Source organism: Paenibacillus radicis (ex Xue et al. 2023) (assembly GCF_024722015.1).
In the GTDB taxonomy this organism is placed as follows: Bacteria; Bacillota; Bacilli; order Paenibacillales; family NBRC-103111; genus Paenibacillus_S.
Window position 1 is genome coordinate 295,870 of sequence record NZ_JANQBD010000001.1, and the last position, 20,741, is coordinate 316,610.

Annotated in this window: 19 protein-coding genes; 5 read left to right on the top strand and 14 right to left on the bottom strand. The window is 45.8% G+C overall.

Translation table 11 applies throughout. The annotated features are described in order from the left end of the window. Positions 1-222: 222 nt before the first annotated feature. A complete protein-coding gene (locus NV381_RS01255) occupies positions 223-1,500 on the bottom strand; it encodes an adenylosuccinate synthase (RefSeq protein WP_258211434.1) in 1,278 nt (425 codons plus the stop codon). A gap of 124 nt (positions 1,501-1,624) precedes the next feature. Here NV381_RS01255 and NV381_RS01260 point away from each other — a divergent pair, with 124 nt between their 5' ends. Next, the gene (locus NV381_RS01260; RefSeq protein ID WP_258211435.1) at positions 1,625-2,527 is read left to right on the top strand and encodes a LysR family transcriptional regulator; all 903 of its coding nucleotides are present in this window, start codon (positions 1,625-1,627) and stop codon (positions 2,525-2,527) included. A gap of 159 nt (positions 2,528-2,686) precedes the next feature. On the opposite strand, the gene rpmG is transcribed toward NV381_RS01260, so the two are convergent. The 13 genes from rpmG to NV381_RS01325 all read right to left on the bottom strand — a co-directional run bounded on the left by rpmG (position 2,687) and on the right by NV381_RS01325 (position 15,560). Continuing rightward, positions 2,687-2,836, bottom strand: coding sequence for a 50S ribosomal protein L33 (gene rpmG / locus NV381_RS01265; protein ID WP_171650943.1), 150 nt, complete (start codon positions 2,834-2,836; stop codon positions 2,687-2,689). Between the two features lie 113 nt (positions 2,837-2,949). Continuing rightward, positions 2,950-4,176 carry an ROK family transcriptional regulator gene (locus NV381_RS01270; RefSeq protein WP_258211436.1) on the bottom strand — a complete coding sequence of 409 codons (1,227 nt, stop codon included), beginning with the start codon at positions 4,174-4,176 and terminating at the stop codon, positions 2,950-2,952. A gap of 37 nt (positions 4,177-4,213) precedes the next feature. Continuing rightward, positions 4,214-4,933: a glycerophosphodiester phosphodiesterase gene (locus tag NV381_RS01275; RefSeq protein ID WP_258211437.1), complete on the bottom strand. Its 720-nt coding sequence runs from the start codon at positions 4,931-4,933 to the stop codon at positions 4,214-4,216. Between the two features lie 81 nt (positions 4,934-5,014). Further along, complete coding sequence (locus NV381_RS01280; protein WP_258211438.1) at positions 5,015-6,316, bottom strand: ABC transporter substrate-binding protein; 1,302 nt, start codon at positions 6,314-6,316, stop codon at positions 5,015-5,017. A gap of 39 nt (positions 6,317-6,355) precedes the next feature. Beyond that, on the bottom strand, positions 6,356-7,255 hold the full coding sequence (locus NV381_RS01285) for a carbohydrate ABC transporter permease (RefSeq protein WP_258211439.1): 900 nt from the start codon (positions 7,253-7,255) through the stop codon (positions 6,356-6,358). A gap of 18 nt (positions 7,256-7,273) precedes the next feature. Then, the gene (locus NV381_RS01290; protein ID WP_258211440.1) at positions 7,274-8,158 is read right to left on the bottom strand and encodes a carbohydrate ABC transporter permease; all 885 of its coding nucleotides are present in this window, start codon (positions 8,156-8,158) and stop codon (positions 7,274-7,276) included. Positions 8,159-8,611: 453 nt separating this feature from the next. Further along, positions 8,612-9,826, bottom strand: a complete 1,215-nt coding sequence (locus NV381_RS01295) for a GTP-binding protein (RefSeq protein ID WP_258211441.1) — start codon at positions 9,824-9,826, stop codon at positions 8,612-8,614. A gap of 227 nt (positions 9,827-10,053) precedes the next feature. Beyond that, positions 10,054-10,413, bottom strand: a complete 360-nt coding sequence (locus NV381_RS01300; RefSeq protein WP_258211442.1) for a toxin-antitoxin system HicB family antitoxin — start codon at positions 10,411-10,413, stop codon at positions 10,054-10,056. A gap of 51 nt (positions 10,414-10,464) precedes the next feature. Beyond that, positions 10,465-10,692, bottom strand: a complete 228-nt coding sequence (locus NV381_RS01305) for a type II toxin-antitoxin system HicA family toxin (RefSeq protein WP_258211443.1) — start codon at positions 10,690-10,692, stop codon at positions 10,465-10,467. Positions 10,693-10,806: 114 nt separating this feature from the next. Continuing rightward, the gene (locus NV381_RS01310; RefSeq protein ID WP_258211444.1) at positions 10,807-12,051 is read right to left on the bottom strand and encodes an oligogalacturonate lyase family protein; all 1,245 of its coding nucleotides are present in this window, start codon (positions 12,049-12,051) and stop codon (positions 10,807-10,809) included. Then, positions 12,038-13,624, bottom strand: a complete 1,587-nt coding sequence (locus NV381_RS01315) for an extracellular solute-binding protein (protein ID WP_258211445.1) — start codon at positions 13,622-13,624, stop codon at positions 12,038-12,040. The genes NV381_RS01310 and NV381_RS01315 overlap by 14 nt, the downstream gene beginning before the upstream one ends. 69 nt (positions 13,625-13,693) lie before the next feature. Further along, entirely contained in the window at positions 13,694-14,584 is an 891-nt protein-coding gene (locus NV381_RS01320) for a carbohydrate ABC transporter permease (RefSeq protein ID WP_419182234.1), read from the bottom strand. A gap of 1 nt (position 14,585) precedes the next feature. Beyond that, complete coding sequence (locus NV381_RS01325; protein WP_258211447.1) at positions 14,586-15,560, bottom strand: ABC transporter permease; 975 nt, start codon at positions 15,558-15,560, stop codon at positions 14,586-14,588. A 178-nt stretch (positions 15,561-15,738) separates the two neighbouring features. Between NV381_RS01325 and NV381_RS01330 the strand changes: the two genes are divergently transcribed. The 4 genes from NV381_RS01330 to NV381_RS01345 all read left to right on the top strand — a co-directional run bounded on the left by NV381_RS01330 (position 15,739) and on the right by NV381_RS01345 (position 20,721). Next, positions 15,739-17,577 (top strand): sensor histidine kinase, encoded by a 1,839-nt coding sequence (locus tag NV381_RS01330; RefSeq protein WP_258211448.1) that lies wholly within the window; start codon positions 15,739-15,741, stop codon positions 17,575-17,577. Beyond that, complete coding sequence (locus NV381_RS01335; RefSeq protein ID WP_258211449.1) at positions 17,555-18,334, top strand: response regulator; 780 nt, start codon at positions 17,555-17,557, stop codon at positions 18,332-18,334. Before NV381_RS01330 ends, NV381_RS01335 begins: the two co-directional genes overlap by 23 nt. 335 nt (positions 18,335-18,669) lie before the next feature. After that, positions 18,670-19,971: an ABC transporter substrate-binding protein gene (locus NV381_RS01340; RefSeq protein ID WP_258211450.1), complete on the top strand. Its 1,302-nt coding sequence runs from the start codon at positions 18,670-18,672 to the stop codon at positions 19,969-19,971. 63 nt (positions 19,972-20,034) lie between these two features. After that, complete coding sequence (locus tag NV381_RS01345; RefSeq protein WP_258211451.1) at positions 20,035-20,721, top strand: hypothetical protein; 687 nt, start codon at positions 20,035-20,037, stop codon at positions 20,719-20,721. Positions 20,722-20,741 lie beyond the last annotated feature (20 nt).

Consider the following 20,741-nt stretch of genomic DNA (forward strand, 5'->3'; position numbering starts at 1 on the left):
CGTTCCTGACCCTATAGCTGGAATTTCTCATGCTAATTCAACGTATTTCGGCTGATATCTCGATATTTACATATATTAGCAGTAGTTTTTCCAGCTAGATTGATTTCAAACGATATCCAGACTGGATTAACGTGAGGATTTCCATCTATTTCCTTTAAATCGCAGCCAAGGGGACAGCCCCTTATAGCCGAAAGGGTTTTATTCCTATTTTCAAAAATGAGCTTACCGCTCAATCATCTGCTCGCGTTTCGGACCAATCGATACCCAACGTACGGGCTTCCCTATCCATTTCTCAATGTGCAGCACATAGTTTTGTGCATTCACAGGTAAATCGCTGAATTGCCGTACGTTGGAAATATCGGTTTTCCAGCCAGGCAGCAATTCCAAGACGGGTTCACATCGATAGAGTTCGGATGTAACAGGGAACCGATCCGTAATCTCTCCATCAATACGATAGGCTGTACATACCGGGATTTCATCCAAATATCCAAGTACATCCAGATTGGTCAGAGCAATCTCCGTAGTTCCTTGAAGCATGCAGCCGTACCCTGTCGCTACCGCATCAAACCATCCCATCCGCCGAGGACGGCCGGTCGTTGCTCCAAATTCTCCTGCATCGCCGCCACGTGTACGAAGCTCATCGGCTGGAGTACCGTTAATTTCGCTTACAAACGGACCTTCCCCTACGCAGCTCGAATAGGCCTTTACCACCGTTACGACCTGCTTGATCGAATGCGGTGGAACGCCTGCGCCGACAGCTGCAAATCCGGCTAATGTTGATGATGAAGTGGAGTAAGGATAGATGCCGTGGTCCGGATCCCGAAGCGCACCTAGCTGACCTTCAACCACAATTTGTTCACCTTGCTCCAATGCATTGTGTAAGAGGGTAGTTGTATCACACACATACGGCTTCAAACGCTCCGCCTGCTTCAGCAAACCAGAGATAATCTCTTCTGCATCAATAGGTGGCTTCTTATATAAATGTTCCAGCAGCACATTTTTCGACTCCAATGAGGCCTCGATCTGGGCTCTAAGTCTCTCTTCGTTATACAAATCAGTCACCTGAATGCCGCGTTTCACATATTTATCCGCATAAAAAGGTGCGATCCCCTGCTTGGTAGAACCAAACCTCCGGTCCTCCAGCCGCTCCTCCTCCAGGGAGTCAAACATGATGTGATAGGGAAGCACAATCTGAGCCCGATCAGAAACACAAAGCTTAGGCTCAGGCACACCTCTTGCCAGCAGTTGATCAATTTCCCCTAACAGGTTATCTATATTTAGAGCAACACCAGGACCAATGACATTAACCGTTTGCGGATAAAAAACACCCGATGGAAGCAAATGCAAAGCGAATTTACCGAATTGGTTTATAATCGTATGTCCCGCATTACTGCCTCCTTGATACCTGACCACATACCGCGCTTTGGCCGCTAGCACATCCGTTACTTTACCTTTCCCTTCATCGCCCCAGTTCGCCCCCACGATGGCTGTAACTGTCATATCTTATCCCTCTTTTCGTTTGAAATAGCTTACAGGGATAAGTATAATAAAATTAATCATATAAAAATAATGAATATTATTTATATTAGATATAAGTACAGCTAATATCACGAAGGGGCAGCCTATGATCCATAATATGGAGTGGTACCGCGTTTTTTATTTCACTGCAAAAGCAGGCAGCTTATCCAAAGCAGCTGAGGAACTATTCATCACACAGCCCGCTGTAACGCATTCCATTAAACAGCTGGAGAGCAAGCTGGGCGGACAGCTGTTCATTCGTACTTCCAAGGGAGTCAACTTGACCGCCGAAGGCGAGGTGTTGTTCAAATATATTGAACAGGCTTATCATTTCATTAGTAATGGGGAACGAAAAATTGCCGAAATGCATCAGCTTGTGGATGGTGAAATTAAAATCGGAGCCGGAGATACACTATGCAGGCACTATCTCTTGCCGCATCTGCAAAGCTATCATGAAGCATACCCGAGCATCAAAATTCAAGTAACGAACCGGACAACGGCAGAAACGGTCACCCTTCTAAAGGAGGGAAAAATCGATCTCGGAATCATTAATCTTCCCTTGGCTCAACCCGATAACAAAATCAATGTTCAAGAGAGCATTCCCATTACAGATTGCTTCGTAGCCGGAGTAAAGCATAAATATTTGTCGGAAACCCCGATTTCACTAGAGGCATTACTTCAGCAGCCAATCATTTTGCTTGAAAAAGGAAGCAGCATCCGTACCTTCATCGATACCTTCGCCGAATCCCAGAGCCTTACGATCAAGCCGGAAATTGAGCTCGGAAGCATTGATCTGCTGGTCGACTTTGCTCGCAGCGGATTTGGAATAGCCTGTGTAATCAAAGACTTTGTTTCGCATGAGCTTGCTGAAGGCAGCCTGTACGAAATTCAATTGAAAAACCCGGTTCCACCAAGAAAAGTAGGCATTGTTACTTTAAAAGGTACTCCACTATCTGTGGCCGCCAAGCATATTTTGGATATGATGATGCAGCAAAGATCCCCCTCATAGCTGAGGAGGATTTTGCTGTTGCCTATCACAGATCACAGATTCACACGGAAACAGTCGCAGCACGATTATAACAGTGTCAATCGGGAGGCCTCCTGCTATCGGCAGCAAACCCACTCCGAGGTTGTGCTGCCGACAGCGAGAGGCATACACCTGCTTGAATTATCTTGTTTCCCGGTGCAGCGTATGCCGCTTCAGGCGAGGGCAATATTTGTACAGCTCCATTCGTCCTGTTTGATTCCTCTTATTTTTCGTTGTTGTGTAATTGCGATCTCCGGTTTCTGTGCAAGCCAATGTAACAATAACTCTCATGCTATTCACCTCCTCAATTATAAGTAAATTTTACGATTTATTAGCATCTTACAAGCTTCCATCCTTTTTGTCAACGTCCTGCTGTTCGCAAAAAGAATCGAAGCCTTCCGTTTTCATTGCTGCATCTTGGCCCACGCCTTAACTTCAGCTGCATTCATTTGTGCAGGCTCCCTAATCCAGCGGTTGAAGACAAGTGCCGCAGCGCCAATGCTTCCGTTATTTTGATCGTAATGAGTTATGAAGACCGGGGTGCGATCATTCGGAATACTGATCGTTTCCACCATTTCTTCCCGCATAGCGCGCTCGAACCATGGTCCCGCTTTCGTTAGTTCCCCTCCGATAATGACACACTCCGGATTGAGTAAATTGATAGCATTTCCAAGTGCAAAGCCCAAATGGCGGCCTGACTCATCCATCAGCTGTCGTACTTCCTCACTCTCCATATGAAGCACCAGCTCATCCATTGTTGAATATCGATGTCCTAGCTGCGACAGAATAACCGGAATCGATATATGCGCTTCCAGGCAGCCCTTCTTGCCGCAGCGGCACAGCTTGCCGCCTCGTACGACCTTCGTGTGCCCGAACTTGGCCGCCTGCCAGTCGCTGCCGGTATACAGCTTGCCGTCAACCAGAATAGCTCCGCCCACTGCTTGATCCAGATAGACACATAACACATGCTTCAATTCTCTCCGATTGTGGAACCATACCTCCCCCGCGGCAAAAGCCCGTACCAGGTTATCGACACAAATGGGAAACGGAAATTCTGAGCGGAATATTTCTTCCATTGGATAGTCGAACAGCTTTAAATAACGGGAAAACTTCACTATCCCCCCGCTCCCATCGATAATGCCCTGAAGTCCGATGCCTATGCCCAGAAAGTGGCCTTCTCCTGGCAGCTCCCCAAGCAATCGATGGATCATGCCTCGGATACTGGAAACTACATACGCTCCACAATCATCCCTATCCATGAGCGAGGAATCCAAAGACACTTGAGCTTCGTAAAGGACAAGCGCATCATGATTTAATATCAGCCCGCGGATATGGCTGCGGGTAACTTGAATGCCTGCCGACAGCAGCGTCTCTCCCCGCAGCCGCAGCAGGATGGGCCTGCGTCCGGCGCTATCGGCCTCACGGGTCGAAGCTTCCATGACCAGATCTTGAGTCAGCAGCTCCTGAATAATGTTGGTCACCGTTTGCTTCGTTAAGCCCGTCCTTTCAGCCAATTCAACTCTTGAAAGGAGAGGCTCCTGATGCAGCAGCGTCAGAACCTGAACCCGGTTCTCCTGCTTCATCCGTTGATGGCTGTTGCTGTTGCTGTCTGATTTGATACGCACTGTCACTGTCCAACCTCCGGTTACACCAGCAATTTGCCGATTATTATACCATATCCCTCAGAGCATCGGACAGCTTATCCGGAAAATTGACCGTCATTCCGTCAACGCCGCAACTTAGGCAGTGCTTCATAAGAGCTTCGCTGCTTACTTTCCAGGCCCGAACCTCAAACCCGTGCTGTTTAATGGCTCGGACATTCTCTTCTGTTACCGTCTCAGCTCGGGGACAAAGCTGCTGTGCCTCCAGCTCCCTCAGGCGCTCAAGCTTCTCCTCATCCCATTGCTGTACCAAGTATCCTATTCGGACTGCTCCATTATACTTCCGAACCGCATGCAAAATATTATATTGAAAGGATGTAATCGTCACTTTCCCTAATAGCCCTTGTTCGTCCAGAGAATGAATAACCATTTTCTCCAATCCCGGCTCTTTAAGCTCCAAAACAAGCTGGACTGGTTTACGCCCAAAAATATGAAGGAACGTATCCAGGCTGACGAGCCGTTCCCCCACATATGCAGGTGAAAACCATGCTCCCGCATCAAGCTCCTGCAATTCCTTCCACGTAAGCCTCACAGGACTGCCCGTACCGTCAGTCGTGCGATCTAGCTGGTCGTCATGATGCAAAAAAATAACCCCATCCTTGGACATTCGCAGATCGGTTTCCAAGCCATGAGCCCCCATCTCCAATCCTTTGTAAAAAGCAGCTAATGTATTTTCAGGAGCATATTCCGATGCTCCTCGATGTGCCAGGTTCATAATTATACCCACCAAAAATTCTCCTTTTGACCACAACGGCATCGGCGTGAATTGCTCCGCCAATGCCGCTCTGAGCTGTTTGTTTTGTGATTGCTACTTATACGTTTTCATGTATTCGACGATCTCCGTCTGCAGCTTATCCATGACCTTTTGCGGATCCGCCTTTGGATCGTTATGGACAGTTTCTATCGCTTTGATCACCCCGGACCAAATTAATGCATCCGCCGGATGAATCCCTTCTCCTCTAAGATATTGCGTTTGATCTATCGCCACTTTGAAATTGGGATCCTTGGTTAAATGCTGCTTGAAATCAGGCAGTTCAAACGCTGCTTTCTTGACTGGGATATAGCCGGTTTCCATCGAATTTTTCGCTGTAATCTCAGCACTCGTTAAGAAGGAAACTAATTTCCATGCCGCTTCTTCATGAGCCTTGTCTGATTTGAAAATACCTAAGCCGTTGCCGCCAATCGGTACCCAACGCTCTTTAACTTTAGGTAAAAAAGCAACACCGATCTCGAATTTATCGCCTATTTGCTTTTTCAATGCAGCTAAGCTCGCTCCAGACCTCATCAGCATGGCAAGCTTGCCTGCAGCGAAATCTTCGCCTGACGTTTTGATTTGATTTTGAGGCATAATATGTGAGACATGGACCGCGTCTTGAATCGACTTCAGAGTTTCGACCGCTTCCTTGCCGTTCACATTAGGTGTTCCATCCGGTTTGATCATCTGACCGCCACGGTTCCAAACCATAGGCTGGAAATACCAAGGACTGTCGCTGTTCAAGTTTAGGCCCCACACACCGTTGCCGCTCACCTTTTTGCCGGTCTCAATCAGCTCGTCCCAAGTATCCGGCACCTTCAAGCCCTGCTTATCCAGCATCGTTTTATTATAATACATAACCGGAGTACTGCTTTGGAATGGAATGACCCACTTTTTATCCTTATACGTATAACGCTGCCAAAATCCAGGCAAAATGTCTGCGATCTCTTCCTTGGTCATGAAGCTTTCGATCGGCAGCAGCTTGCCGCTGTCTGCAATTTGTGGAATGGCGTGGCGCTGACCAAGCTGTACGAGATGCGGCAAGCTGTTCGAAACTATACCTGCCTGAACCTTCTTCGCCATTTCATCATAATCGCCCATAAATTCCGCTTCTACCTTAATATTAGCATTAGCTGCGTGAAAAGCATCCAGGTAGCTTTTCAAAGCATCCTTTTCGGTAGTCCACAGCTTCAACGTAACCGGTCCGGCGGACGGGGCTTTCGCCTCTCCCTTTTGTGCCGCCCCTGCGGTTTCCTGACTTCCTGCTCCTGAACCTGATCCTGCAGTGCCTCCCCCTCCACATCCGGATACAACCGCCAATGATGCCGCTACTAGAACTGCCAATGTTTTTTTCATGTTTTTTCCATCCTCCTAGAAATTTGTATGTCAGCCGGACTACTTAAGCCCGCTGGTGACCATGCCGCGAACAAAATATTTTTGAAGAAACAAGAACAACACGAGAATCGGTAAAATAATAAACGTAGACGCTGCCAGCAGCTGAGGCCATTGCGTTCCGAGCTCTTTATCAATCATGTAGCGCAAACCAATTTGAACCGTACGCATACTGGTGCTGTTGGTTACGAGAAGCGGCCACAAATAGTTGTTCCATGCATGAATAAAAGCAAATAGGCTTAACGTGGCCGAAATCGTTTGAGACAAAGGCGCCACAATGCGCAAAAGAATGGAGAAATGAGAACAGCCGTCGATTTTGGCCGCATCCAGCAAATCTCTGGGAATGGTCAAGAAGAACTGCCGCATCAGGAAAATCCCGAACACACTCGTCAAGCCGGGTAATATCATAGCCAGATGCGTGTCGATCAAGCCGAATGATTTTACAACCAAGTAAGAAGGAATCATCGTTGATTCAAAGGGAATCATCGTTGTCGCTATAAATGCCAGAAACAACGCATTTTTGCCTTTAAACTGCACGCAGGCAAATGCATAGGCCGCCATACTGCAGGTGATAAGCTGCCCGATCACCGTACTGACGGAGACGATCAAGCTGTTCATAAAGAAACGATCAAACGGAGCTCTGTGCCATGCCTGCACATAATTGTCCCAGCGAAATGAGCTGGGTAGTGCCAGAATGTCCCCGGAGAAAATTTCATCAGGCATTTTAAGCGAGCCAAGAATCATCCAGAGAAACGGAAACCCCATCACCAGAGAAGCGCCAATCAGCAATGTATGCTTCAGCAGGACAACGGCATGCTTGGGCAGCTTTGTTGACATTTTTACATCGGTTTTCCACTTATGGCGAGCAGACATGTTTCCAAGTTCTTCAGTTGATACACTCACGAGCCGCAGCCTCCTTTGTTATTGATAATGCACCTTGCTCCCGACAAACCTCATCTGGATCCAGGTAAGCAGTAATATGATGCCAAGCAGGACCATCGCAATCGCCGAGGCATAGCCCATCTGGAACCGCTCAAACGCATAATTCCAAAGATGCATAACAATAAGCTCCGTGCTCCCTGCAGGCCCGCCCTTGGTCATAACATCAATCTGGGTGAAGGTTTGCAGCTGCTCGATGGTCAAATAAATAAGCAGGAAAAATATCGTGGGAGTCAACAGCGGAAGTTTGATACAGAGCAGGATCCTCATAAGTCCGGCACCGTCAACCTTGGCCGCCTCCTCCACATCGTTTGGAATACCTTGCAGCCCAGCCAAATAAATAATGACGCAAAATCCGATATGCTTCCAGATAGCCATGATAGCCAGTGAAATCAGCGCCGTGCTAGAATCATTCAGCCAACGCAGCGGTTCAAAACCCAGCCATTTCATCATTGAATTGGCCAAGCCGTAATCGGGATGGTAGATGAACATCCATACAACGGAGATGGCAACTGTCGATGTGACGATCGGTGCGAAAAAGAGCGAACGGTAAACCGTCAGCAACCAACGCAGCCCTTTGTCCAGCAATAGAGCAAAGGCAAGAGCAAGAATCATGGAAGCAGGCACGGTCATGACGGCATAGAGTAGAGTCCGAAAAAGGGTATTGTAGAAGCTGTCGTTCTGAAATAGATTTACGTAATTGTCCAAACCGATAAAAGTCGGCGTCGGACGCATCATGTCCCAAGAAAGCAGACTTAATCCGGCACTATAAAAGATAGGAATGACAACAAAAACAAATAAAATTAGCAGGGCGGGAAGCAGCAATACATAACCAGCGGCATGCTCCCGAAGCTTGGCAGCAGTCATACATTCACCTCGAATTATTTAGTAAAATGATTGGACTAATATAAAATCATCTTATCACCGCTTTGTTATCGCTCTGTAAAATGGATGTGAAGATTTTATATACGGTCAAAGTCACGGGTAAAAGGGAGCTGGCGGTTCATTCGCGGCGACAGACTGAATCAACGAAAGTGAAGGGCAATGCGGAAGTAATAGTTCCTTTATCAGCTGGAAAGCCCAAAAAACAGAGTGATAACGGAAGCGCCAGTTCCGTTATCACTCTGTTTTTATGCACAAATGTCCAATTCGACCAACATAACGGAATTCCCACTTCCGCTATATTCTTAGATTAGAGCCGGCTGATGGAATAACGGAACTTTTAGTTCCGTACAAAATCCTCCAAGCTCGTCGCAGCGCAGCGCCACCGTTAAAAATCCCCCTTGATCATGGGGTATGTTATTTCTTGACGTCTCTACATTAATGAACAACTTCTTCCTGCTGTCTAGTCTCCACGGCAGGGAAATCATCAGGAAAGCTGCTCCAATTCATCTTCATCTCCAGCTCAGTCAGCAAGCATTCATCCAGAGAAGAAACAATCTTGGCACGATCCATATCTATGCCAATAAACACAATTTTATTTAATCGATCACCGTGCTCCGGATCCCAATGCTCGAATACTTCACTTTCATCCTGAAGTATTTCTTGCCTTTCCTGTTCAGGAAGCGCGGCCACCCAATAACCAGATGGACCAAAGCGGATCGAAGGTCCGGCCTGGCTTAAGCTCTGCCCCATATCATTGCGTGTCGCGAGCCATACTGTGCCCTTCGAACGGACAATTTCCTCCGGCCAATTAACCATCCATTCCATAAGTCTGCCGGAATGAAAGGGTTTTGTCCGCTCATAGACGAACGAAGCAATTCCGTACTCCTCCGTTTCCGGAATATGGACCGGCTTCTCCATTTCTCTAATCCAGCCTGCAGACGCGCTAGCTTCTTCAAAATCAAACAAGCCCGTATGCAGGATTTCCGCCGGATCTACTTTACCATGTGAAGCGCGAATCAATTTGGCCCGAGGCTGAAGGGTACGAAGAACACCTTCCAATTCATTCAATTCATCCTCGCTGATCCTATCGCATTTGTTAAGAATTTGCACATCGCAAAACTCAATCTGATCTATTAACAAATCCACGACTTCGCGTGTATCGTCTTCATTCGCAGCTTGTTTACGCTCCAGCAAAGTTTCTCCCGAGGAGAAATCGCTCCAGAACCGATAAGCATCAACAACAGTTATCATGCTATCCAGACGGCAAAACTGTGACAAATCAATACCGTGCTCATCATCCATATAGGTAAAGGTTTGCGCAACAGGAACAGGTTCACTGACACCGGTTGATTCTATGAGTATATAATCAAACCGATTTTGTTTAGCCAGTTTCTCTACTTCACGCAGCAGATCTTCCCTCAACGTACAGCAGATGCATCCATTGGACATCTCGACCAATGCTTCCTCCGTACGTGAAAGCCCGCCACCATCTTTGATTAACTCCGCATCCACATTAACCTCACTCAAATCGTTAACGATGACCGCCACTCTTAATCCATTGCGATTGCTTAAAATGTGATTCAATACGGTTGTTTTCCCCGCTCCTAAATATCCGCTTAATACAGCAACCGGAATTTTTTGTTGGTCCATTGCACAGCACTCCTTTATATGTAATAATTACTATTATACCGCATTAATAAAACCGAACTCTTCAGCTCAGCTCCCTTGCTCAGTCCAAATATTAAATGTAATATTTACTATTAGTAGTTTACAATCTTTTCCCCTTCCTGTCAAATTCATCACAGCAAGCAGCCAGTGAACGGGTCACTGGCTGCTGCTATTAGTTAATCAAGTTGTTTAGATTAGGCCACTAGATATTACTTACTACTCAACTTATACAATATATATTGGTTCAGGGATATCCCTTCTCGCTCTGCTTCGTTCGCCAGTTTCCAGTGTAAAGTTTTTGGCATTCTTAACATAATATTTCCACTTGGCATTTCTTTAGGCTCTGGTATTAAATCACCAAACTCTAATTTAATTTCAATATGTGCCTTTTTTACTTCCTCTAAATCTTTAATTAACTCTTCAACAGTATCAGCTGTACTGTGGCATCCATCTAATTCTACTATCTTCCCATAGTAGTATGATCCACTCTCATCGACAATGTGATTTACAAGTAAAGTGTAATTTAAGTTTAAGTAGTATTCCAAGTTTTTTTCCATTACCTGAGTCACCTTTTTCCTCCTTATTCTGTGCTATATAATCTTAGTCAGAAATAGGGGAAGTTATTCCCCTATCCTGACCAGAATGTCTTTGACGTAGGGAATCTTGATTGTGGGGGTATCCTTCTTGATTGTGATCAAATCTCCCTTATCATTCCTAAAATGCATATGAGAGCCATTCGAGCGAACCAGTAAGTACCCATAATAATTCAAGACTTTAGCAGCGTCTTCATATGAAATGCTATGTGGCTGGTTCTTCATTTTAACAATAATCTTCTCTACCTTTGCCACAACTCGCCCCCTCCTCTTATTCACTACGATACTATATACAGTATCATTTATACAACTTATTTTTAGCTTATATTCCCCCAATTCCACTTGAATTCTAACACCGTGAAACAGGAATTATGTCCCATCAAGCGGAATCTCAGGAAGCGATTCAAACTCGGGAACGTCAACCATATAAAGATTGCCGTATCCCGACATGTCGCTTGTGAAAAGAACGTGTTTACGATCAGGACTTAATCTGGGGTGAACATGCAAGGTTTGTGTATGAAAGCTGCCACGATGCTTGCACAATACACGAGGACCTTCAAAGCCTGAGCCGTCATTACGCCACAGCTGCAGCGTATCCTGAAGCTGCTGGCCATGATAAGCTCCCGACTGCTGACCGTCACCCACCACAAGCTTTAAATCATTGGAGTGCACATGCATATTCTGAAATGGAAAGCTATATTCTTCAAGGTCGCTATTATTATAGTGGACAGCTCCAATGATTTTACCGGTATGATCGGATAACGAATTCGTAAACCCATGGTAACCAATATGAATACCGTCTGCCATCCAATATTCATGGCCCACATATTCATTATTCAGCGTGTCTCTAACCTTCCAATGGCTGCCGGTTTCCATATCCAATACCCATATCCGGTGATCGATCTGCTCCCAAGGACCTTCATGGCAAAATGTAAGCAAATGCGGCTGTGTCGGTGAAGTATTGACATGACCGAGCCAAAGCTGATCCTCATGAAGTTGCTTTACAGTACCATCCGTTGTCGAAACGGCCATGATCATGCAATGCGGCTTGGCGCTAAAATATTGCTCAAAACCCGTGTAGCCGTTGGACATATCCATGTGAAGACGGCTAGAGTAATCCTCATTCAGACCGAAGCACACCCATTGCCCGTCTGCTGTACAGCTCATACTGCCAAAATTATAGCCGCTCGGAACCGTATATAAAATACGCTCCTTTAATGTCTGCAGGTCAATAGCGACAATAGCGCGATCATAATAAAAGTACGCTTCATACCCCTTGGGGTGAAGAAAAGTCCCTTGAATCCTTGATCCACGCCCTCGCTCCAGATCGGTTAACTGCGTCATAACCCCATCCTGCAAATCCATACTATAGAGATTGGTAACATTCCCCCGGTCTGAGCCGAATAGCAGCTTGCCGTTATCTTCCCCATAAAACCCGTTATTCGTAAAATAAATATGAAAGCTGTGCGAGCAATAATCCGTCAATTGAGTTACTGTCACCCCGGTAATCCGGTCTTGAAAACTGCGCCGCTCCGAGGCCCACATAGTTCCTTTACCGCTGCTGGTCACTGCCATCTTTGCACCTTCTCCTTCCTTACTTTTACTTTTTAACACCCGCATAAGCCTCGTTCATTTCCTTCGTATAATCGTCACCGCCACTCTTTCTCCACAAGTCCATATCGGCTTTGAAACCGGCTTCGTCTGTTTTACCTACGATAAATTTAACTCGTGCGTCTTCCACGATTTGATCCAGCTGTGCGCCTTTTTGCGTAAAGGTATTGGAAGTAAACGGTTCGGCCGGATTAGCAACAATAATTTTTTCATTTTCCTTCATCACTTCATTGGCTTTAATGCGCAGCGGAGTAGACGGCTTGAACAGCTCAGGAATGATATAAGGAATTTGCAGCGAGAGCTGATTCATATTTTTGTTATTTATATCAGGCCCCATGTTATCGTTGATGGTCAGTATCGTTACGAGCTTTCCGTTATCCATTTTATAATGAGTTCCCTCTATCCCATAACCAAGTAAAGCCTGCATTTCCTTATCGTTCGTTTTATCGAAAAATTCCAGTACCTTTCTAAGCTCAGCCTCTGTTTTCACTGTTGATTTGGAAATCAGGAACACCCCTGCATAGCCGGTTGTCGGTTGGTTATGCAGCCCTGCAGGCCCGCTTACAGCTCCGATCAAATCTATCGTTCCTTTGGGATCAACGGTTTTCAATTTTTCATCGATTTGATAGGAACGGTCAGCAACGTCAACGGCAACTCCAGCCTTGCCATTAACAATCGGATCATTCCATTTGGCTGAATCATAGACAGCAAAGTCCTGGTTCACCAGCTTCTCATCGTACAGCTTTTTATAAAACTTCAACGCTTCCATATACTCCGGAGTCAGATGAGCGGGAACGAGCTTGCCATCCTTGACTCCCCATTTATTCGGCGCTCCGAACCACGTCTGCATAATGTCCCATGGACCCGGATATTTCGTTACTACCATTCCGTACGTATCGTTTTTGCCATTCTGATCAGGGTCATTGTTAGTAAAAGCTTTTAACATATTGTAAAATTCATCGATCGTCTTCGGTTCCTTCATGCCGAGATTATCCAGCCAATCCTTACGATATGAAATTCCCATACGACCTATTGGTCGAGTTGTGTAAAGTCCGTAATACTTGCCGTTAACCGACGTATTGTTAAGAATAGTCTGATTCGCCTTGCTAAGATTCGGATAGTCCTTCAGGTAAGGGCCAATTTCCCAGAAGGCGCCGCCTTTAATAGCATTGGCAACCGCGGGGAGCTTCACATTGACTACAAAAATAGCCGAAGGCATCGAACCGGAAGCCAGCGTAATGTTCATTTTATCCAAATAGCTCGCATCGGGCGTAAATTGAAGATCCAGCTTTGTATTGGTATACTCCTCAACTTGCTTCCATACTTTGCTATCCGGCGAGGCGTTATCATTGGAAAAGCTTTTCAACATAACACTAATCTTGAAGGGTGCTTCCTTCGTCTTGGTCTCAGCGGGCTTCGTGCCCGGACTTTGGCTTGCTGTCCCCGTACTGCCCGTACCTGTTGTCCCCGCGCCTGTATTTGTACTTGTGCCGCTGCAGCCCGCAATTACGCTTACTGCTATAATTACGCTGGTCGCCGAGATGTAAAAACTTCTCTGATTTTGAACTCGTTTCATAATGATTTCCTCCTCCAAGTTTTCATAAGCCTGAACTGAGTTTGCCGTAAGTGTATATCCAAACGCTCATCAACCTTTTACCGCCCCCAGCAGCACCCCTTTGGCAAAATGCTTCTGAATAAACGGATACACCAGCAGGATCGGCAGCGTACCGACTACCACAACGGCCATTTTGATCGACTGATCGGGAGGCTTGACGTAAGTCAGGTCCATGGTCGACATATCCAGCGCCCCGGACGCCAGCAGAATCATTTGCCGCAGCAGCACCTGCATCGGCCACATCTTGGAATCACTTAAATAGAGCAGCGCATTAAAGAAATCATTCCAATGAAGCACCGCATAAAAGAGTGCGAAGGTGGCGATAACCGGCTTGGACAAAGGAAGCACAATTCTCCATAAAACACCTAGATCATTGCAGCCGTCTATTCGCGCCGATTCGATAAGCTCATTAGGAATCTCTTGAAAAAACGATTTCACCACGATCAGATTAAAGGCATTGATTGCCGTAGGCAGCATGACTGCCCAATAGGAGTTAAGCAAACCCATGCTTTTGACAATTAAATACGTAGGAATCATTCCCCCGCTGAATACCATGGAAAATACAATCAGATTCATCATTATATTTCGGCCAATCATATTTCGGCGAGATAAACCGTAGGCCATCGTGAAGGTGAAAAACAGGTTGACAATCGTACCCGCTACCGTAACAAAAACAGAAACCAGCAAGCTGCGGGGCAATGCATTGTCCTTAAACACGTATTGGTAAGCATTTAAAGTAAACGACTTGGGGATGAGAAAAAACGACCTGCTGCCGATCTCAATTTCCGAAGCAAACGACCCTGCCACAATATACATAACGGGTAAAATCATCATAAGAGCAACAACAGCAAGGAATAGGTAGTTCGCCGTATCGAATATTTTCCCGCCCAGTGAGCTTTGACGCACGAAGATTCCCCCTATTTTAGAATATGCCCGAATGACCTGCCCGCTTGGCCAAGTAGTTGGATGTGAATACGAGAATAATACCTATTATCGCCTTAAATAAACCTACCGCCGTGCTGTAGCTAAATGCTCCCTGTGTAATACCAAGCGTATAGACGTAGGTGTCGAATACTTCGGCCACAGGCCGATTGAGGGCATTGCTCATAAGCAGCACCTGTTCGAACCCCCGGTCCAAAAAATTGCCCATTCGCAAAATTAACAGCACTATTATCGTCCCCCGTATCGCGGGCAATGTAATATGCCATACTTGGCGGAATCTATTCGCCCCGTCCACGATAGCTGCCTCATACTGCTCTTGATCTACACCAGCTAATGCTGCGAGGAAAATAATCGTGCCCCAACCCATCTCCTTCCACAGACTTTGCGTAATGATAAGCGGCCGGAACCATTTCTCACTGGTTAAAAACTCCATTTTCTGGCCAGTCAGTCCATAGATCATCTCGTTTATAGCGCCGCCCTCCGTTGTTAAAAGAAGGTAAGAAATACTTGCTACAATAACCATCGAAATAAAATGCGGCACATAGATGAGACTTTGGATAAGACGTTTATAAAAGGATTTGCGAATTTCATTGAGCAGCAGTGCCAGGATGATCGGAGCCGGAAAAAAGAACACCATATCATATAAACCAAGCAGCAGCGTATTTCTCACCAAACGAAAAAAAACAGGATCCTGAAAAAATTGCCTGAAATTATCTAACCCAACCCACTCGCTCCCGAAAAATCCGATGAAGGGCTGATAGTTTTTGAAAGCAAGCAGAACTCCCCACATCGGAAGATACTTAAAGATAAGGAAGTAAACCAACCCCGGCAAGCATAACAGAAGCAAATATTTGTCTTTCTTGATTCTTGCGAGCAGTATACTTAATGAGGAATGCTTAACGGTTTGAACTTGGGCTGCTAGCGGCTCCGATTGTGAAGCTTTGAGTTTGAGCATTGTGTCAACTCCTTCCTACTATGGCGATGGCTATGCTTCAACCATAAGCTGCTGTCAATTTTCCAGCAATCGGACTTTTTTGTAAGCGCCAACAATATGCTTTAGACATTTTTTCAGCTTTAAGACTTTTTTAAAAAATGATACGATAGGCAAACAAAACATCCAGGGAGAGTGCGCCGTGAATCATAGAAAAAGTAACGCAGTCACCTTTTATACACATCTGGGTTTACGCTCCAAAATGTTAATCATTTTTATATTGATATTGGTCATCCCTCTTAGCTTGCAGGGTATTCTTACCTATTATGAATTTTCAGCATCGGTCGAACGACGGTCTGCAGACTATTCAACCCAAATTGTCGGGCAGATTAACCGCAATCTGGATCGGACCTTGCTGGAAATGCAAAGGCTTTCTCTAATGCCACTATATGACACGCAAGTATTAGCCATTGTAAAAAAATACAGCCAGCCCCAATTTGCTCTGACTCGCCCCACGCTTGCGGAAATGGAAAAAATGTTTCTTTACATCTCAGGCTCTGCATACAACCGTTCTGAAGTAAAAGGAATTCAAATTATTGCTAACAATGGATTTATTTTTACTAATGTTGATTCCTCGATGATGAATTTTTATGCCGATGTCAGACAGGAGGACTGGTTTAGAAGAGTTCAGGTTGCAGATGGAGCCTGGGTCGTCATCCCCCAGCATCAGCCCAATTACTATAACGAAAGCTCATCGCAAGTTTTTTCCGTAGCCCGTATGATTCGTGAGCCTGATAAAAATGACGTAATTGGAATGATTAAAATAGATTTAAAGCTGGATGTGTTCCGCCAGATTTTATCCAATGTAAAATTCGAGGAGAAAGGCAGCATGCTCGTCGTTAATGAACGAAATGAGCTTTTATTTGAGGAAAGCAGCTCTAATCTGGAGCCCGGCTTCGCCAAAACTTTACGCGACACCAAGCAGCCTAATGAGAATGCGGTCCGGGATTTGGTTCTGAACGGGCAGCGCTTCCTTACTATTGTAGATTATTCGGACTATTCAGGACTTAAAGTAATTGACTTCATTCCCGTTGACTCCTTGCTGTCCGAAACTAAGAAGCTGCGTAATTTCACTATTGTAATTGCTGTTATTTTCGTTGTGGCCGCCATTATCCTCTCCTTTATTTTCTCTTATCACTTAAGCAGTCCTTTAATCCGGCTTAAGCAAAAAATGCAGCTGCTCGAGCGGGGACAATTTAACCAAAGCGTGCCGGTCATGTCGCAGGATGAAATCGGGCAGCTTAGCAGAGGTTTTAACCGGATGGCCGAGGAAATCAACCATTTAATCAAGGAAGTATATTTGATAGGACTACGGGAAAAAGAAGCCGAGCTCGCGGCGCTGCAAAGCCAGATCAATCCACATTTTATTTACAACACGCTCGAATCCATTAATATGAAGGCGCTGGAACGTGAAAATTACGAAGTATCCGATATGGTCTCTACCTTGGGACAATTAATGCGGTACACCGTCGATCAATACGACAGACTGGTGCTGCTGAAAGAAGAGCTCGCTTCTGTAGGCTCCTATGCAAAGATCCAGCAGCTGCGCTATGGCGACCGTCTGCGTATTATTTTCGATATCGAGCCTGATCTCGAACGCTCCCTGGTTCCCAAGCTGCTATTGCAGCCTCTCGTAGAAAATTCCATCTTTCATGGCGTTGGAGACAAGCCTGAGGGCGGCACGATATGGATTTCCGCTGTAAGATTCAGCGATGACCTGCTGTTAACCGTCAGGGACGACGGAATCGGTATGACAGAAAGCGAAGTCGAGCGCCTGAGACTGTCTTTAACATCTCCCCTGCCGGACGGAGAACGTAAACAAGGCGTTGCCTTGCGCAATATAAACCAAAGGCTCGTATTAATGTTCGGCTCCTCTTATGAGCTTCAATTCGATGGAAGTCCCGACCAAGGAATGGCCTTTACTATCACAATCCCCATAACGGAAAGGATGAGCGGAGATGTACAAAATTCTGCTGGTTGAGGATGAGGAAATTATCCGAACAGGCATCAAGCATTTAATTACCAAAGTATCCAGTGAATTCGAAATTGTTAAAGAAGCAGCCCATGGAAAAGAAGCATTAGCCTATTTGCAGACGGAAATACCCGATGTTGTCATTACGGACATACGGATGCGCGAGATGGACGGATTATCGCTGATTGCCAAAGTTAGAGAACGTTACCCTCATATGCCGCTGTTGATTATAAGCGGCTACAGCGACTTTGAGTATGCGCAGAAAGCTCTTCGCTTCGGAGTATCGGATTATTTGCTGAAGCCGATTAATCGTATGGCACTGGTATCTGCATTGGAACGCATCCATCAAACGCTTGAGCGGAAAGAAACGGGTGGCTCAACGGATAGAACAGAACCCCACATAGAAACAGCCACGAAGGAGCCTATTATGAAAAGCGGCGAAGGAAAACGGCTCATTCGCAAAATCAAAGAATATATTCAAGCCCATCCCGAAGGAGATTTGCGCCTTCAAACCTTGTCTGATTACATCCATTTAAACCCGGCCTATCTCAGCCAGCTCTTCAAATCGGAAACCGCTATTAATTTATCTGATTTTATTATGCAAATCCGGATCGAGAGGGCCAAGCATCTTCTTGTACAGACCGATTTGAAAATTTACGATGTAGCGCGGCTATCAGGGTATCAGAGCCCCAAGCACTTCATGCTTGTATTCAAGCAGCAGGTCGGAACATCGCCAGGCTCTTATCGTGAGGAGTACGGTTCGTAAAACATCTATAAGTGCGAGTTCCAAAAGTCGACTTTTTCAACAACATCTATAAATGCGAGTTCCAAGAGTCGACTTTTCAGCACCGAGAAGGTTGCAAGAAGGTGAAGAAGGAGGAGCGGAGTTTAGGCAAACCTAAATGAGCACCGGACTTCGAGCCTGAATGCAAGATTCGATGCCGAATACGCTTCCTGAGTTGCTTCGTGATCAAAAGTCGACTTTTGGAACAACATCTATAAATAACGAACCAAATCTAAAAGCTGCGTGATTTTTTGAGGCTACCTCTACCCATATAATGAAAGCTGTAGACCAGTTCTTAAGAATCAGGGGGGAATTACATGAAGAAATGGGTAAGCAGTCTTTTAGTCATACCTATGATAGCGTTATCAGCAGGATGCTCCAAGCAGGAAACAACCCAACCAACTAGTACAACTCCAGCAAGTGCAAGCGATAAGCCGGTAACCTTGAAGTTTTTGACCTGGGGGAATCAAGCGCATCTCGATATGTACACCAAGCTGCTTGAGACTTACAAAAAGACGCATCCGAACGTCACGGTAACTATGGAATCCATTCCATTCGCCGACTATCAACAGAAGGTATCCGTGCTAGCTGCAGGTAGGGAGCTGCCAGACCTTGCTTGGGTATCCGAGCGTATGGTGCCGCAGTTCATGGCTAACAACATTTTGGCGGATGTGTCTGATGTGAAAGCAGATGCATCATTTAATTTGGACGATTTCATTCCTTCCACGTTGAACTTGTTTACCAAAGACGGCAAATTGTACGGATTACCGTTCTCTACACCTCCAAGCGTCATGTTCTATAACCAGGATTTATTTGAAAAAGCAGGGCTTGCCTCTCCTAACGAGCTGGCCAAACAAGGCAAATGGACTTGGGAAGAGTTTGTCAAATCTGCCAAAGCCATTACAAGCGGTAATGGAGCAACCAAAATATACGGCGCCAATTTCTTCCGTGATTGGAAAACCTGGATTCTGCTTTCTTCGTATGCCTGGTCTAACGGCAGTGGGCCGTTCGATAAAGATATGACCAAGTTTACATGGAACGATAAATACGGTGTTGATACTTTGAAAATGGTTCAAAATATGATGTTCGTGGATCAATCTCATCCTAAAGCAGGAGAACAAATCAATTTCGAATCAGGGAAAATAGGCATGTTCTTCGATGTATACAGCTATGTGTCCAAAGCTCGTACCATCAAGGATTTTAAATGGAGTATTGCTCCAATGCCATCCGGATCGAAAGGTTCCGTTCCCATGATGGGGCAAGCTGGTTACGTCGTGTTTAAAGAAAGTAAAAATCAGAAGGAAGTCAAGGAGCTGCTGAAGTTTTTTGCCAGCCAGGAAGGTATTCAGACTTCATCCACCTTCTTCGTGCCTCCACGCAAGTCCGTGCTGAACTCGGATTCCTTTCTCAAACAGCCCGACAGTCCGGACCCGTCTATCATCAAGCAAGCCGTTATCGATGAGATGGCCAAAGCTATCGTACAGCCAGGACATGTTCAATGGCAAAAGATCGATAATGAGATTTTAGCCGGATTTGATCAGCTCTTCGGGCAAACCGCACAGCCTGAGCAAATTATAAAAACGATGGACGAGAAAGTAACTCCGCTTTTTAAAAAATAACAGTTGGATCAAGCAGCGGTTCGTTCCATAACGAGCCGTTGCTTTACTAAGAAGGGAGTTCACATGAACCGATTACGCCAAGCCTTACATGAACCTAAGCTTCAACTATTCGTCAGCCTGCCTTCGAACGATCTGAATCTGGCCAAAGCAGCCTTACAGGAAGGAGCCGATGGACTGAAGGTACACATTAATGTAGATCATCGTGCCAGCGGTAACAGCTTCGGCCCCTTATCCGAATATGCCGAAACCTTTCGCAGCATTCGTTCACAATTCAACGGTCCGTTAGGTATTGTTCCAGGTGGTTCGCTTGAGTCTATTAACCCGCAGGAGATCGAACAGCTGGGTGACTTGGATGTAGACTTCTTCTCGATCTACGCGTGGCATATGCCTACCTTTTTATTGCATGCTCCCAAACTGGCCGCTACCTTCGCTATTGATAGTCAGTTTGACACCAAACTGCTCGAAGCTGCAAAAGCTTTTCCTATAGAAGCTCTGGAAGCTTCCGTTATTCCCTCATCGGAATATGGGACTCCGCTAAACTTTGCTGACCTGCTGCGGTATCGTTGGTTGGCCCAAACAGCCAATTTACCTGTAATTGTGCCGTCCCAGCGCAAATTGGTTGCTGCCGATGTTCCTGCCCTAAAGGATAGCGGTGTTAAAGCCTTGCTGCTTGGCGCTGTCGTTGTAGGCAAGAGCGCAGATGAAATCCAACGAGCGGTGCATGACTTCCGCAATGCGATCGATAGTTAGGGGCGAAATGATATGGCGAA